Annotated in this window: 16 protein-coding genes and 1 pseudogene; 8 read left to right on the top strand and 9 right to left on the bottom strand. The window is 67.8% G+C overall.

Annotation, left to right across the window (positions count from 1 at the left end; genetic code table 11):
• Positions 1 to 24 precede the first annotated feature (24 nt).
• Positions 25 to 792: pseudogene (locus tag GKO32_RS08740) on the top strand (TraM recognition domain-containing protein); the annotation flags it as partial.
• Between the two features lie 227 nt (positions 793 to 1019).
• On the opposite strand, the gene GKO32_RS08735 reads toward GKO32_RS08740, so the two are convergent.
• From GKO32_RS08735 to GKO32_RS08725, 3 genes are read right to left on the bottom strand one after another with little or no spacing between them, the layout of a single operon-like run.
• Positions 1020 to 1340, bottom strand: a complete 321-nt coding sequence (locus GKO32_RS08735) for a hypothetical protein (RefSeq protein ID WP_154756291.1) — start codon at positions 1338 to 1340, stop codon at positions 1020 to 1022.
• 34 nt (positions 1341 to 1374) lie between these two features.
• Positions 1375 to 2406 carry an LLM class flavin-dependent oxidoreductase gene (locus GKO32_RS08730; RefSeq protein WP_208024329.1) on the bottom strand — a complete coding sequence of 344 codons (1032 nt, stop codon included), beginning with the start codon at positions 2404 to 2406 and terminating at the stop codon, positions 1375 to 1377.
• A gap of 36 nt (positions 2407 to 2442) precedes the next feature.
• The gene (locus GKO32_RS08725; protein WP_208024328.1) at positions 2443 to 3162 is read right to left on the bottom strand and encodes a siderophore-interacting protein; all 720 of its coding nucleotides are present in this window, start codon (positions 3160 to 3162) and stop codon (positions 2443 to 2445) included.
• Between the two features lie 166 nt (positions 3163 to 3328).
• Between GKO32_RS08725 and GKO32_RS08720 the strand changes: the two genes are divergently transcribed.
• The 5 genes from GKO32_RS08720 to GKO32_RS08700 all read left to right on the top strand — a co-directional run bounded on the left by GKO32_RS08720 (position 3329) and on the right by GKO32_RS08700 (position 7860).
• Entirely contained in the window at positions 3329 to 4114 is a 786-nt protein-coding gene (locus tag GKO32_RS08720; RefSeq protein ID WP_154756290.1) for a helix-turn-helix domain-containing protein, read from the top strand.
• Between the two features lie 93 nt (positions 4115 to 4207).
• Positions 4208 to 5362, top strand: a complete 1155-nt coding sequence (locus GKO32_RS08715) for a 4-hydroxybenzoate 3-monooxygenase (RefSeq protein WP_154756289.1) — start codon at positions 4208 to 4210, stop codon at positions 5360 to 5362.
• An 8-nt stretch (positions 5363 to 5370) separates the two neighbouring features.
• Positions 5371 to 5883, top strand: a complete 513-nt coding sequence (locus GKO32_RS08710) for a flavin reductase family protein (protein WP_154756288.1) — start codon at positions 5371 to 5373, stop codon at positions 5881 to 5883.
• 380 nt (positions 5884 to 6263) lie between these two features.
• On the top strand, positions 6264 to 6854 hold the full coding sequence (locus GKO32_RS08705) for a replication-relaxation family protein (RefSeq protein ID WP_312867681.1): 591 nt from the start codon (positions 6264 to 6266) through the stop codon (positions 6852 to 6854).
• Positions 6855 to 6861: 7 nt separating this feature from the next.
• Positions 6862 to 7860: a C40 family peptidase gene (locus tag GKO32_RS08700; protein WP_154756286.1), complete on the top strand. Its 999-nt coding sequence runs from the start codon at positions 6862 to 6864 to the stop codon at positions 7858 to 7860.
• 5 nt (positions 7861 to 7865) lie between these two features.
• Here GKO32_RS08700 and GKO32_RS08695 read toward each other — a convergent pair whose 3' ends face one another.
• The 3 genes from GKO32_RS08695 to GKO32_RS08685 form a co-directional block, all read right to left on the bottom strand.
• Positions 7866 to 8426 (bottom strand): hypothetical protein, encoded by a 561-nt coding sequence (locus GKO32_RS08695; protein ID WP_154756285.1) that lies wholly within the window; start codon positions 8424 to 8426, stop codon positions 7866 to 7868.
• A complete protein-coding gene (locus GKO32_RS08690; protein WP_154756284.1) occupies positions 8407 to 9042 on the bottom strand; it encodes a transposase in 636 nt (211 codons plus the stop codon). The genes GKO32_RS08695 and GKO32_RS08690 overlap by 20 nt, the downstream gene beginning before the upstream one ends.
• Positions 9043 to 9132: 90 nt before the next feature.
• The gene (locus GKO32_RS08685) at positions 9133 to 9771 is read right to left on the bottom strand and encodes a MerR family transcriptional regulator (protein ID WP_154756283.1); all 639 of its coding nucleotides are present in this window, start codon (positions 9769 to 9771) and stop codon (positions 9133 to 9135) included.
• Between the two features lie 114 nt (positions 9772 to 9885).
• Between GKO32_RS08685 and GKO32_RS08680 the strand changes: the two genes are divergently transcribed.
• On the top strand, positions 9886 to 10827 hold the full coding sequence (locus GKO32_RS08680; protein WP_154756282.1) for a hypothetical protein: 942 nt from the start codon (positions 9886 to 9888) through the stop codon (positions 10825 to 10827).
• A gap of 18 nt (positions 10828 to 10845) precedes the next feature.
• Here the strand turns inward: GKO32_RS08680 and GKO32_RS08675 are convergent, their stop codons facing one another.
• The 3 genes from GKO32_RS08675 to GKO32_RS08665 form a co-directional block, all read right to left on the bottom strand.
• Positions 10846 to 11352 (bottom strand): transposase, encoded by a 507-nt coding sequence (locus GKO32_RS08675; protein ID WP_208024327.1) that lies wholly within the window; start codon positions 11350 to 11352, stop codon positions 10846 to 10848.
• The gene (locus GKO32_RS08670) at positions 11321 to 12085 is read right to left on the bottom strand and encodes an SAM-dependent methyltransferase (RefSeq protein ID WP_166459448.1); all 765 of its coding nucleotides are present in this window, start codon (positions 12083 to 12085) and stop codon (positions 11321 to 11323) included. The genes GKO32_RS08675 and GKO32_RS08670 overlap by 32 nt, the downstream gene beginning before the upstream one ends.
• Positions 12086 to 12291: 206 nt before the next feature.
• Positions 12292 to 13230 carry an oxidoreductase gene (locus GKO32_RS08665; RefSeq protein ID WP_154756280.1) on the bottom strand — a complete coding sequence of 313 codons (939 nt, stop codon included), beginning with the start codon at positions 13228 to 13230 and terminating at the stop codon, positions 12292 to 12294.
• 651 nt (positions 13231 to 13881) lie between these two features.
• Between GKO32_RS08665 and GKO32_RS08660 the strand changes: the two genes are divergently transcribed.
• The gene (locus GKO32_RS08660; RefSeq protein ID WP_154756279.1) at positions 13882 to 14835 is read left to right on the top strand and encodes a glycoside hydrolase family 26 protein; all 954 of its coding nucleotides are present in this window, start codon (positions 13882 to 13884) and stop codon (positions 14833 to 14835) included.
• The last annotated feature ends 103 nt before the right edge of the window (positions 14836 to 14938 follow it).

The following is a 14938-nucleotide window of genomic DNA, read 5'->3' as shown; positions in this document are numbered from 1 at the left end:
CCGCTGGGGCTGTTGACCCTGCGCGTCCTCACCGGTTTCTGGCATTGGTACGACGACCTCTCCGAGGCCAGCCGGGCGCAAGTTGTAGCGCCGTTGATGAACAAGCTCCGCGGCCTGTTGCTGCGGCCGTTCGTGCGAGCCTCGCTCGCCGGTGGCGAGTCCACAGTGGACATGGACGCGGTGCTCGACGGCGGCATCTGCCTGGCGCGGCTGGGCAAGGACGCGCTCGGGATGGATACCGCGCGGTTGATCGGATCGATCGTGGTGGCACGCACCTGGCAGGCCGCCACCCGGCGGGCACGGATACCGCAACGCGACCGGCGCGATGCCTCGCTCTACATCGACGAGTGCCACAACTTCCTGAATTTGGCCTATCCGATGGAGGACATGCTCGCCGAAGCACGGGGTTATCGGATGTCGATGACACTGGCCCATCAGTATCTGCGGCAGTTGCCCCGTGAGCTGGAAGAGGGCATTTCCACCAACGCCCGCAGCACGGTGATTTTCTCCGCCTCGCCCGAGGACGCTCGGGATCTGGCCCGGCACACCACGCCCCGGCTCTCCGAGCACGATCTGGCGAACCTGGGCCGTTTCCACGTCGCTGCGCGGCTGGTGCTCGACAGCGAGGAAGCACCCGCGTTCACCGCCGTCACCGAGAAACTCTCGCCCGCAATTCCGGGGCGTGCCAAAGAGATCCGACGGTTGGCGCGGGTGAATACCACGCCCCCGGTCGCGCCGGAGTCAGCCCCGAGCAACCGGCCCGCGGTCATCGATCCCCGCCGCGCGGCATGACCCGAAATCCACGTTTTCCTTTGCCCGTAGCGCGTTCTCGCGCTGGGCGTACTGGTGAAGGGTCAGTATTAGAAGTCTGCACTATTCCTTGTGGCAGGTGCGCTGGTCCGGCTTGCCGACTGATAATCGGTGCCGCGCTCGTGGGGCCGCCCGCCAGGTTTCCACTGATCGTGCAGTCCACTCTTGTCCCCTCGAAGTCCGCGGCAGGAGCGGGGTAACGAGCTGCGCTACTCGCTGTTGGCGGCAATGTGGGCGGCGGCCAGACCCCCGTCGGGGCTCAACCAGCCGCAGCGCCTTGCGTAGGCGATCATGGCGGCGAAGCGCTCGGGCCAGTCGCGTGCGGCGCCGCGGCTTCGTGCGCGGAGGGCGGCGACGTCGAGCCACACCTGGCCGGGTGTGCCCGGCCGCCCGAGTCCGCCGCCGGCGAGCACGGCTCCCACGGCCGCCTCGTCGAGGCCTTCGGTCACGACGTGCAGGCGTGTGCAGTCGTCGTTCTCCTCGACGCTCGGCTCGGGCCGCGCCGGAGTCCTCGCCACCTTGACGTACATGGATGTGCCACCGCCTCTCCGCCACGGAACGGCTTCAGTGCAGCTGTGGAATCACCTTCTCACCGATGAGTTCGATCATGTCGAGAAATTCCCCGGTGGGCAGGCCACCCACGTTGAGAGAGATCAGGTTGGTGTCGGCGGTGAGCAGCTCGGCCCCACGGTTCAACCGGTCGGCGAGTTCGTCCGGGCTGCCGACGAGCGCGGGCCCGTGGGTGGTGACGTGCTCGAAGTCGAACCCGGCGAACGGTGGCGTTTCGGGGTTCGCCCGGGTCAGCATCCGCGCCATGCTTTCGAAGTAGGTGCGGTACCGGGGTTCCCAGCGGGCGCGGGCGCCTTGGCTGGTCTCGCCGACGTTCACAAGCCAGGCCGCCCCCACCTTCGGCTCCCTGGCATGCCCGTAGGCGGCGAACTTCTCGCGGTAGGACTCGACCATCGGCTTGAAGTTCGCGGGGTTGCCGAACACGCTGGGCAGCATCAGGTCCAGACCGAGCCGGGCGGCCAGCTCGATCGTCGCCACCGAGGAGCCGCCGCCCACCCACAGCGGCACGCCGCCGGTCGGCGGGGGCTGCAGCTCGAACCCGGTGATCGCGGCGCGGTGCCGTGAGCCGGGCCAGTTCACGGTTTCGCCGCTCCAGAGCCGGATGAGCAGCTCCACCCGCTCGGCGAACAGCTCAGCCGAATCCTCCACTCGCTGACCGAACAGGGTGAAGGTGGCGGCGAAGATGTTCCCTCGTCCGACGACGACCTCACAGCGCCCGCCGGAGAGCACGTCCACGGTGGCGTAGTCCTCCGCGGCACGGACCGGGTCGAGGTTCGCGGCCAGTGTGACCGCTGTGGACAGTCGCAGGTTCCTGGTCCGCTCCGCGATCGCGGCGAGGATCACCGGTGGTGCCGAATAGATGTAGTCGAGGCCGTGGTGCTCGCCGATGTGCACACCGTGGAATCCGGCCTCGTCGGCGACCGCGGCCGCTTCGACAATCGCGCGGTGGCGTTCGGCTGGGGTGGGGTCGGCACCGGTGACCGGATCGGCGATCCGGTCACCGAGGTCCATCAGACTGAGTTTCACGCGTGTTCCTCCCGTTGGTACGTCGTCATGAGGTGATCAGCCGAGGCTGGCCCTGCCGTGGCGCCAGTAGCCGCGGAACGTGATGTCGGGCTTGGGGACGCCGCGGTCGTTGACCAGATGCCTGCGGACGCCGGTGGCGAGCGCCGACTCGCCGGCGACCCAGGTGTAGAAGGGCCCTCCAGACAGCTCCGCGTCACGCACCGCGCGCAGCGCGAGCGTCCCCGGCTTCATCGCGGAATCGTTGCGCGGCAACCAATGGATCTTCGTGTTCGGTGGCGCGGCGATGTCGCGTACGTCCTCACTGTCGGGCACTTCGAGGAAGACCTCTGTGGACAGTGCGCCGGCGGACTGCTCCGCGATCGCCAGCACCGCCGGTAACGCGCTCTCGTCGCCGACGAGAAGCTGCCAGGCGGCGTCGGTCGTGGGCAGGTAGCCGCATCCCTCGTCGAGGAAGGCGACCACATCGCCGGGCTCGGCAGCCTGTGCCCAGGCCGCTCCGGGGCCGGCGTCGTGCTCTTCGTGCACGGAGATCTCGATGTCGAACGCGGACATCTCCGGTCGAAAGCGTCTGATCGAGTAGGACCGCACACGGGCGCGCCGTTTGCCCGACTGCACCGCCTGCTGGAGCATCCACCTCTCGCTGCTGGGCAGCGCGACCTCGCGTTGACCGGGACCGGCGAAGAAGAGGCGGCCCCACTGGTCGTACCCGACCTGCTCCAGGTGCTGAAAGTCCTTGCCCGCCAACGTGATCGACACGAAGTGGGGGCTGACCGTTCGCGCCCACTGACGGTCAGCGACAACATCCGCCGGTGGCGCGGTCGCCGGTACCCGCTCACGAGTTCTCCCCGGCCGGTGAGTTGTTGCTCATACGGCGATCATTTCCGTTCCCGTAGGTGCGGTACCACCGGTAACCTGACACCTGATGCAGGAAACCCGCCAACCTTCCTTTTCGTCCGGGAAACCGGGCGGGATGACGCCGCAGGGTGCGGGCTGGATCCCGCACGGCTTTCACCTGGAAAAGCACACCCACCCGCACGGGCAGCTGGTGTATGCGGCAGCCGGGGCCTTCGCCACCACGACCGCGTACGGCACGTGGGTGGCTCCCGCCAACCGGGTCACCTGGACGCCGCCCGGTTTCGAGCACTCGCACCGTTTCTACGGCCGGACCGACGCCCGCCTGCTGGCTGTCCCGGCCGACGAGTGCGGCGACCTGGTGGGGTACCCGTGTGTGTTCGCGGTGTCCCCGCTGTTGCGAGAAGGCATTCTGGCGCTGACCGGCCGCAGGGCGAAATCCGCCGACGCCGACCGGCGGCTGCGCGCGGTGGTGCTCGACGAACTCGGTGAGATTCCCGAGCAGTCGTTGCATCTGCCCGAACCCCGCGACGACCGGCTGCGTGCCGTCACCGAGCTCCTGCATGCCGATCCCGGCCGGAACATGACGCTGACCGAGCTGGGACAGACCGTCGGGGCGAGCGAACGCACCCTCAGCAGGCTGTTCCACACCGACCTCGGCATGAGCTTCCACCGCTGGCGCACCATCCTGCGCATCCACCACGCACTGATCCGGCTCACCTCCGGCGACTCCGTCACCGACACCGCGATCATCTGCGGGTGGTCGAACCCGTCGACCTTCATCGAGGCGTTCACCGCCGTCGTCGGGCAGACCCCCGGGCGCTACCAGGCCGAGCTACGCGACCGCGGCGAGTAGAAGACCCCGGCGCCGCAAGATTGGCGGGTTTCCGTTACGGCACGTCCAGTTATCGGGAGACAGCAATCATCGGCGGGCCGCACAGTGGTGCACATGACTCAGGCAGACGAGAGCACCACCGTGGTCGTCGTGGGCGGCGGAGTCGCCGGGCTCGCGCTCGGCACCTTCCTCCTGCGCAGCGGAATCGGGTGCGTCATCTTGGAAAAGCACAGTCGCGACTACGTCGAAAACCGGCAGCGGGCTGGGGCGCTGGACGCCGGCGGCGTGCGTATGCTGCGCGAGTGGGGAGTGGGAGAAGTGGTCGAAGGACCCAGCCAGGACTCCTCGGACGCGGCGATGCTGTTGATCATCGACGGCGAAAAGCGCGAATGGAACATGGACGACTACGAGGACGCCGAGGGCGCTTTCGTGCCGCAGCAGGTCCTCGTCCGCAACCTCATCAGGACATTCCTGCGTGACGGTGGCGACCTCCGCTTCGAGGCGGAGGACATCGCGCTGGACGACCTCGACACCGAGCGCCCGATGGTGCGTTACCGGGACGCGTCGGGCTCGGCCAAGGTGATCGGCTGTGACTTCGTCGCGGGCAGCGATGGTTACCAGGGCGTCAGCAGGACGGCCGTTCCCGACGGCTTCCTCGCCTGCCACACCCACGAGTTCGGGTACGCATGGCTGACCGTCATGACCGATGTCCCGGCCGATCCACTGGCCGTGCTGGCGGTGCACTCCCGTGGCTTCGCCGCACAGATCACCCGCGGGCCGAACGCGAGCCGCGTCTACCTGCAGTGCCCGGTCACCGACACCATCGAGGACTGGCCGGACGAGCGTATCTGGCGCGAGCTGGGAGAGCGGTTCGGCGCGCCCGTGCGGACCGGGCCGGTCACCAGCAAACAGGTCGTGCCGCTGCGCGGTGTGGTGTTCAGTCCCATGGGCTACGGCAGGCTGTATCTCCTCGGGGACGCGGCGCACCTGATCTCCCCGATGAGCGCGGAGGGAATGAGCCTCGCGCTGTACGACGCCGAGGTGCTCGCCCGCGCGGTCGTGCATCAGGTCGAGAAGGCCGATTCGAGTCTGCTGGAGAGCTACTCGGACACCTGCCTGGCCCATGTCTGGGAGCGTCAGGCGTCCGCCGTCTCGATGACCGACGCGATGCACGACTCCGGTGACGCCTCCTATCGCGGCGAGTTCCGCAAGCAGGTTGCCAAGGCCAACCTGGAAAACTTCCACCGGCCGCGCACGCCTCAGAACTGAGCACGCGCATGATCGAGATCGAAGCGGTTGGTCCGGACCCACAACGGCTGCCTGGTGCGTTCGGGTGCTTCCCGTCCGGTGTGGTGGCGGTGGCGGCGATGGACGGCGGCGAACCGGCGGGCATAGCGATGGCCTCGTTCACGTCGGTGTCGGTCACGCCCGCGCTGGTATCCGTCTGTGTCCAGCGCGGCTCGCGGACCTGGCCCCGGCTGCGGGCCGCCGCTCGAGTCGGGTTGAGTGTGCTGGCCGAAGGGCAGGGCGAGGTGGCGCTGCGGCTGTCCTACCGGGAAGGCGACCGGTTCGCGGGCGTCGAACGGGAGGCGACCCCGGACGGGAGCGTGTTCGTCCACGGCGCCGCCGCGTTTCTGGACTACCGGATACACGAGGAGATCCCGGCCGGTGACCATCTGCTGGTACTGCTGGAGATCATCGGCCTTTCGTCTACATCGGACGAACCGCCACTGGTGTTCCACGGCAGCCGGTTCCGCGCCCTTGCCACAGCGACCATCGCAGCGGCGTGACCATCGCCGTCCGGCGGACGAACCCGCGGAGCCGCCACTCCAAGGCATCTGGCTAGGCATGGATGATGCCAGCACCGCGGTGCTGGCCCATACTGCTGCGGTAGTTCCGAGCCGCGTGATGTGGGCAGTCCACCAGCAGCACGTGTCGGCACCCGGCCGCGATTAACGCGATCAGCGGCCTTTGCCGGTGCAGGGCCTAAGCGTATGTAGGCACCTCTGAAGCCTGACTCCACCTTCCGCGTTCTGACGATGTCGGTCATCTGCCTCGCCGGATGGTCAGTTGTTGCAGGTACCGGCGGCCGGCTCGATAGCGGTGCTCGCAGCGAGGTAGTCGGTCCAGCTGGTTTGGGCGAACTTGGCCCAGGCGTGAGCTGTTCCGGGTGGACGCCGAACAGGTCGGCGATCACGATCGGCGGAAACTCGCCGACCGCCTCGATCATCGCGGTGTTGCGGGCGGCGAGCGTGGGCAATCCATACTGCCGCAGGAGTTTCTGCGTTGTCCGAGCGCTTCGCGCGAGTGGTTCGTCGAGTTCGACTTCGGCACCGAAACCCTGTCGCGGCTGGCAGGCAAACTGGCCCGCTACGAGCGCCTGGCCGACGCCACCGGCATCACCACTCCGCTGCTGGTGTGGTTGCCCAGCGCCGCCCGGGAGGCCAACACGCGCCGCGTCCTGGCCGAGGCCCTGCGCGGGCTCGACCGGCCCGCACGCGTACCAGTCGCCACCACCAATGGTGAGGCCACCGGCGACCCACTTGACATGGCCGCGCGCCGCTGGCGCCGAGTCGGCGCATCCGATGCGGTCGGGCGAGTGGCACTGGCCGAGCTGCCGACGCTGTGGCCAGACCTGCCTGCGTCAGCGCCACGCGGTGTCGGGCACCGCCCGGCGTCCGCCATACCGGCCAACGCACGTGTGGAGCTGGCGCCGCCGTCGCCGATGCCCCCGCCCGATCCCGCGCGCCTGGGCGGGTGACGCGGTGATGGCCAGGATCGCCGCGGCCGGGGCCGCGTTCGTCGTCGTGCTCATCCTGCTCATCGGGGCCGGCGCGATTGCCATCGTGCAAGCCGTCTTCGGCAGCTGGGGCGGCAGCGTGAACTGTGCTCCCGCCGGAGCAACCGCGACCTCCGCAGCCGGGTACGGCCCGCAGGAGATGACCAATGCGGCGACGATCGTCGTGGTCGGGAAGCGCATGAACGTCCCTGAACAGGGCTGGGTCGTCGCGGTCGCGACGGCGATCACCGAATCCCAGTTGCAGAACCTCGACCATGGTGACCGGGACAGCGTCGGCCTGTTCCAGCAGCGGCCCTCGCAAGGCTGGGGAACCGTCGCCCAGATCATGGACCCGGCCTACAGCAGCGCACAGTTCTACACACGCCTCATGGCGCTGTTGAACTGGCAGACGATGCCGCTCACCCAGGCAGCCCAGGCCGTGCAACCCTCCGGGTTTCCCGATCGCTACGCGAAATACGAGCAGGCTGCCCGCCAGATCGTCGGGGCCGTGCAAGGCGCGACCTGCGATGCCAGAGACGCGGCGCAGGTTCCGGTGACCGGCGGGGCAGAACAGGTCATTGACGCGGCCCGGTCGCAGCTCGGAGCCCCCTACGCCTGGGGCGGTGGCACCGCGACGGGGCCGAGCCGCGGCATCCGAGACAGCGGTGTCGCTGACCAACATGGCGATTACGCCAAGATTGGTTTCGACTGCAGCGGACTCGTCCTCTTCGCTTATGCCCAGGCCGGTATTTCCTTGCCTCATCAGAGCGAAGCACAATTCGGCCTGGGCACCCGAATCCCCCAGTCCGCTGGCTTGGCCGCGTTGAAACCGGCCGACCTCGTCTTCTGCAGCCCTGGGTCAATCCGCCACGTCGGGATTTACCTCGGCAACGGTCAGATGATCAACGCCTACGAATCCGGCACCGTGGTCCGGGTCCAGCCGGTCGACCTGGGCGAGTACGCGGGTGCCGTCCGGCTCCTGCAGTGATGCGATCACGTCGTCATTGCTTCTGTCGGCTGGTCTAGTACGTGGTGGTACCGGCGAGCGCGGGCTTGGTGGCGTCGGCGCCACCAGGTCCAGTGCAGGTGATGGGTTTCGGGTAGCAGGCGGCGGGTGGCCAGGATGAAGAGGCGTTTGACTTCGGCGACGGTGAACGCGATCAGGCCAATGTCGTCTGGAGGGTTCTGGTCGGGTGTGGTGGGCAGGATCGGTGCTGGCGCATGGGTTTTGGCTTGGGCGGCGGTGACTGCGCAGACCGTGAGTGCGGCCAGGGTCAGAACGATGTGCCGCAGCAACGCGGTGTAGAGCCGGACCTGGGAATGGTCGAGCCCGAAGTGGTCCTTGCCGAACTCGAAACCCTCCTCGATCGGCCAGCGCAGGCCCGCGACCCGGACCAGGGCCATCAACGCGACCGGCCGCCCGGACGGGACGGGGCAGGAGCGGTAAGCCGGCTCGCCGGTGACCAGGTGCTTGCGGATCGGCAGAAAATGCTGCGGACTGGTGGTGGCCAGCCAGGCCCAGGCGTAGGCACGTTCACCTTTCGAGCCGGTCACCGAGCAGACCTGCCACCGCCGCCGGTGCCTGCGGCCGGTCAGATGCGTGGTCACGGCAGCGTCGGCGAGAATGTCCTGCGCCGATGCCGAGCACAGTGCGGTGCCCGGGGTCGGCGAGTTGCTCTTCCGGCACATCGATGCGGGCACCGACCAGCGCGTGCCCACCCGGAGCCGCGTACGAGCAATAGACCGTGTTCACCCCGTTGGCGACCCGGCCCGCGCAGCCCATGTACTGCCGTTTGACCCCGGCCGTCGCGTCGCCGTGCTTCTCCTGGCCGGACTCGTCCAGTGCCCCCACCCGCAACGGCTGCGAGCCGAGTTGCTCAACCACGAACCGTCGGATCACACCCTGAGCCTGATCGTGGTCCCAGACCGCGTGGTTGAGCAGCCGCTGCGTCCGATCCGGGGTGCGGTCACCCGCGTGCTCGGCAATGGTCCACCCGTTCTTCCGCGGCCGATCACTCATCAACCCGGTCAAGTACTTCCTGGCCGGCCCAAACGGCTCCACCCGCGCGAACCAGGGCCGCAGCCGGCCGTGCAGCACGCCCAGGTTCGCCACCGCCCGCTCACCCTCGACCATGGCAGCCGCAGCCGCCTCACCGATCTCTTGCGTCACAACAAGAGGATCTTGAGGCGGCTGCCCTCATGACCAGCGGGGGCAACCAAGCCCCTGACCAGCCAAGATCACCCAAGTGCTGCTGCCGTACTAGTCGCCGGGCGCCCGGTTCAGCACCTCGAAGGACACGTACTCCTGCGCGAGGTGGCGCAGGCCCGTGAAGATCCGGTCGCCCAGGACCGTGACGACCAGGCCGGCCTCGATGATCTTGTCGAACGACGTCAGGCCAGTGACGACCTCGACGTCCAGCTTCGCCACGCGCAGCGCCAGCGCGACGTACTCGTCCAGGCGTTCGGCAAGCTGCTCGTGCCCGAGCTCCTTCGCCGTCGCGAGGGCGGCGATCAGGTTGGCGACCGCCCGGTTCTCCGCCCCGTGCCACTTCCAGCCGTGCCGGTGGGCGAGGTCCTGGAGGAGCCCGGTCGCCCACTCGGCGGCTTCGTCGGACACCTTCGGCGGCGGGCCGGCCAGCTCCTCCTGGACGACGCCTATCGTCTCGTGCGGGGTGGCGTCGCCGTCGACGGCCTCGAGGACCGCGCCGACCGACGCGAGCGACAGCCCACCGACCTCGGTGAGCGCTTTGACCAGCCGGAGCCGCTGGACGTGCGACGCGGAGTACCGGGCCTGGTTGGGGCTCGTGCGCTCGCCGGGCGGGAGCAGGCCTTCGCGCAGGTAGTACTTGACGGTCGCCACCGGCACTCCCGACTCGGCGCTCAGTTCGGCCATCCGCATGCGCATCCGCTCCGATCCCAGGGTCGACCTCGGGAACAACCCTGAAAGAATTCTCAGTATGGATAGTTTAACTTCTCATAACGGAGAGTATGACTATCTATTAGGAGAGGAACCATGACCATCCTTGCCGACGTCGGGAGCAGAACGCGCGGGTGGCACCGGCCGTCCGCGCTGGCGGCCGCCACCCTGGGGGTAGTGGCGGTGCTGTGCGTCGCGGCGCTGCTCGTCGACCAGCGGACCCTGGCCGGCGCCCCGATCTGGGCGAAGCCGTTCAAGTTCGCCGTCTCCGGCGCGCTTTACTTCGCCACCTGGAGCTGGCTCGTCTCGCTGCTGCCGAGGTTCCGGCGCACGGCGAGCTGGCTGACCAACTTCCTGGTGCTCGTCTTCGCCGCCGAGTACGTCCTGCTCGTGTTTCAGGCGGCGCGCGGGCGCGCCAGCCACTTCAACAACGCGACGCGGGCGGACGCCGCGATCTACGACGTCATGGCCAAGATGGTCATCGGCCTGTTCGGCGCGACGCTGGTGCTGACCGTGCTGGTGATGTTCACGAAGATCGAGGACCGGGCGAGCTTCTGGGCCGTGCGCGCCGGCGCCGTCCTGTCGCTGGCGGGGCTCTCGCTGGGCACACTGATGACGAGCCCGACCGCGCAGCAGCTCGCGCAGTGGGAGATGGGCGGCACCCGGGACATGGTCGGCGCGCACACCGTCGGGCTCGCCGACGGCGGTCCCGGCCTGCCGATCCTCGGCTGGAGCACGGTCGCCGGCGACCTGCGCATCCCGCACTTCGTCGGGATGCACGCGCTGCAGCTGCTGCCGTTGCTGGCCCTCGCGCTGACGGCGCTGGCCCCGCGCTTCGCCCGGCTGCGCGACGGCGTCGTCCGCACGCGGCTCGTCCTGGTCGGCGCGGCCGGGTACGCGGGGCTGACCGCGCTGGTCACCTGGCAGGCGCTTCGGGCGCAGTCGATCGTGCACCCGGACGCGGCGACGCTGGGCGCGTTCGCGGTGCTGGTGGCCGCCGTCGGGCTGGGGTCGTGGGCGGCGGTGCGTGTCCGATGACACCCCTTGTGTCGACGTCTAGCTCAGAATCAGGCGGCGACCTGCTGATTGGGGTTGTGTTGGCGCCGCCGTGCAGGGCGGGCCTGTAGGGTGTGCCGCTCTGCCAGCAGCGCCACATGATCCGAACCCAGGCTCGCGCCAGGATACGAGTGGCGTGGGGGTGGTCCTTCCGCTGGCGCGGGCGCGGTTGTAGATGTCTGCGGCCCAGGGGCTGGAGAAGCGGGAGTTCGCGGCGAAGGTCGTGATCGCGACGCGGAGGCGTTTGTTGCAGGCCCAGCGAAAGGACACGCTGCGGTGTTTGCCGGATGCCTTGGTGACTGGGGTGGTCCCGGCCAGTGCGGCAATCGCGTCCGGGCGGTCGAAGACCTCACGGGCATCGCCCCATTCGGCGAGGATCTGGCCGGCGTTTATCGTGCCCGCACAAGGGAAGGAGCGGAAGATCTCCCCGTCGGGATGGGTATTCTTCCTGACGCGCGCTGGCGGCTTCCGACGGTCATCGTTTGCGGCCGAGTCCCGCGTAAGCATGAGCGCGATCAGGATTGCGATCGGTGACGTCGTCGGGGTTCGGCCGCCACAAGGGAAGCGGCACAATTCCGGGCTCAATCAGGTCGAGGCCCTCGAAGAGCGCTTTCTGGCGATCGGGTCCTCGTAGGTAGGGTTGCGGCCTTTCGCCCAGTCGCATTCGCTCGAACATGGTGTAGCCGGCTTGGATTGCGGGGCTGTCGTCGAAATGCGAGATGCCGAGGTAACTGCCCGATGGGACAGCGTTGACGTAGCGGGAGACCAATTGGTTCGGGTCGTCCTCGTCAGGGATGTGGAGCAGGGTCGCGATCAGCAGCACGGCGACCGGCTGATCGAAGTCGATGAGGCGATGGGTCTCGCGATCGCCCAGCACGCTGTCAACGCGGCGTATATCGAGACACAGATAACCCACGCGATCGTTGCCGGCGACTAGTTTTTGACCATCTTTGGCCAGTCCTGGCTCGTTGTCGACATAGACGACGCGGCAGTTCGGGTCCACAGCCTGCGCGACCTGATGCACGTGATTTCCCGTAGGAAGTCCAGAACCGAGGTCGAGGAACTGGCGAATACCTTGCCCGACGAGGTAGCGAACCATGCGGCCGAGCATGTGGCGCTGGGTGCGGATCAGGTGAGGTATATGCGGAGCCACCAGAGCGACGTTGTCGGCGAAGTCCACGGCGACTTCTGGTTGATCGCGCAGTCCTGTCAGCCATACGTGGTTGGCCCGCGCGATCACGCTAGCGTCCAAGCCGCTCCGGCCCGGTGCAGCAGGTGACGCCACGGTGGGAACACCTCCGTCAGGTTCGCCCGATTGCCGTAGTGGCAAGATCACCCAGCGATTGTAGAGCGATTCCACCGCAGCGGACAGATCGGAGGTCGCGGCTGCCAGCGGCGGTTATTTGCGCGGCTCGCGGACGGCGCTTGCCTTCTGGCGGCACGCAGTCACGCCTTGATACGGGGGTAGCGTGCGCCCGTCAAACGCTCGGCCTCTTCCCACAGTCGGTGCTGTGCGTGGAGGTCATAGGACGCGGCAGAAGAACGTAAACGCTCGGGGTGGCCGATGAACTGCATGAGACCAGCAGGACCGTAGTAGTCGCCGCCGCAGGCCGTGGGATCGAGGGCCGCGCGCAGGACGGCGAGGGCGCCCAGGTCCGCGGCCTGGAACAAGCCAAGCCAGCCCAGGCGGGGACTTGCGATGCCCCTGATGAGGGGGTGCAGCTCGTCGCCGAAGGCGGTGCGGCAGTTGCCGGGGTGGGCAGCGACCGCCAGTGTGGGTGCGCCGGCGGCCCACAAGCGGCGTTGTAATTGATAGGCGGTTAGCAGAATTGCGAGCTTCGACCGAGCATAAGCACGTAGCGGATGATAGCCGTTGTGGCCATGGAGATCATCGAAATCGATGGTGACAAAGCGGTGCGCGCTGCTGGTGACGGTGACGACCCGCGAACCTGGAACGTTGCTGATGTGATCAAGCATCAGATGAGTGAGCAGAAAGGGGCCGAGACAGTTGGTCGCCAGAGTCCGCTCGAAGCCATCTTCAGTCAGTTCGTGCTGAAGCCGCATACAGCCGGCGTTGTGGATGAGCAGGTCAATGCGCGGGTACTCGGCCTTCAATCGCGTGGCGGCCGTGCGGATGGAACGTGTCGAGGCCAGGTCCAGGGAAACGGTGTGGATCGAGGACTGCGGTGCGTAGGTGTGGAGGCGGGCCGCGGCTTCAGCAGCCTTGCTGCCATCCCGACAGGCGAGGACAACCGTGGCACCGTGACGAGCGAGCATGCGGCTGACCGCGTAACCGATTCCGCTGTTGGCTCCGGTGATGACGGCCGTGCGGCCTGTCTGGTCGCCGATATCGGCCTCAGTCCACTGCGGGCGGCGGATCCTCATACTCAGCACCTCCGTCTGCTCCGACGTCCCGGCACTGATCCAAGCTGGCCCCGTCTTAAGCGCACCCGTGGACCTGGCACCCGTGCACGGCGCCGTCACCCCGGACGGAATCCGGGGCATGCGTGCCTGGTCCGAGCCTTTGCTGGTCGCGATTTCGAAGGAGCACCCGCTGGCGTCCCGCCCGGTCATGGCGCTCGCCGACCTGGCTCCCGCCGCTTTGCGGTTGCCCGCTCGCGAGGACGATACGCCGAGGTACGACCCCGATCACATCCGCGTTCGGGCAACCGGAACCGGGTCCTTCACGGGCCGACGGCGGGACCCTGCTCAATGTCCTGATCGAGGTGGGCGCCGATCCCGGCGCGTGCGCCTCGTCCCGCCCCTGGGGATCTACAGGCACCGTTGCTCCTCAGACCCGCCCGGTCCCCGCGTCGCGTCCTTCATGGCGGCCGTCACCGACCACGAGTAACGCGTGGCTGAGCTCGCCGGTTGAGCGCTTTTCGGGCGAAGAGCGGGTGTCCGGGCAGTTTCCCGCGTCCGCACACACCTCGTTCCCGGGTGGGTACGGCGCGCCGAGATAGAATCCGCAATGCCCCAAGTGAAGTACTGCGCCTCTTTTGTGCCAGTCAGAGCGGTCCGGAGGAGCTGCGCAGGATGAGCAAAATCTGCGGTGTCGCGGGAATCGTCGCGTTGCTGTTGTCATCCACCGTCGCTTGTTCGGTCGGCGGTGCCCCGGATCGTCCGTCCGCCCTGCCCGGTGTCCCGACTTCCGCGCAGGAGCGCAACATCCTGCTTCCGGCGCACGGCGCGCTGCTCGGGCACTACTACGGCGCCGGCACAGTGGAGGAGACTGACGCGCGGGACGGCCGGAAGCCCGCGATCCACCTGACGTATCACGGCTGGTCGGACGACTGGGCCGCAGACCCGGTCACGCTGGCGGATTTTGCTGACGGGCGCACGCCGTTGATCAACTGGGAACCGTTCGACGTGTCCTTCGACGACATCATCAACGGGAAACTCGACCAGACGATCGAGGCGCGGGCGGAGGGTGCGAAAGCATTGGGGCAGAAGTTCTTCCTCGATTTCGCCGCGGAAATGAACGAGGCGGAAGGCTGGGGCGGGCACGTGCCGGACAAGTACGTCGCCGCCTACCGCCACATCCACGACATCTTCGTGGCACGCGGTGCGACGAACGTGGTCTGGACCTGGTGCCCGAACAACACCGACAGCCCGGACGCCCCGCCGGCGATGGCCTACTACCCGGGCGACGAATACGTCGACTGGACGGGGATCGACGGCTACAACTGGGGAACGTCCGACGAGGATTTCGAGTGGCAGAGTTTTCGCGAGGTCTTCGCGGGGATCTACGCGAAACTCGCCGTTGTGGGCAAGCCGGTCATCATCGGCGAGATGGCGTCCGACGAGGTGGGCGGCGACAAGGCACAGTGGATCGACGACGTCGTGCCCACCTTGAAGAGCGATTTCCCGCTGATCAAGGCCGTCGTGTGGTTCGACGTCGACAAAGAACGGCACTGGCAGATCAACTCGTCGGCGGCTTCACTCACGGCCTACGCCCGGATGGCGAAGGACCCGTACTTCAACCCGTGACGCCGCAGGTGCTCCGGCTAGGGTGCCGACGTCGAGAACGTGGCATCGGCTCCGTCCCAGAGCACGAGCGGCCACGAGGGACCGCGAGGTGTGGGAGGGCATC

It is taken from the genome of Amycolatopsis pithecellobii, assembly GCF_009707865.1.
In the GTDB taxonomy this organism is placed as follows: Bacteria; Actinomycetota; Actinomycetes; order Mycobacteriales; family Pseudonocardiaceae; genus Amycolatopsis_E; species Amycolatopsis_E pithecellobii.
This window is presented reverse-complemented; position numbering and strand designations above follow the sequence as displayed.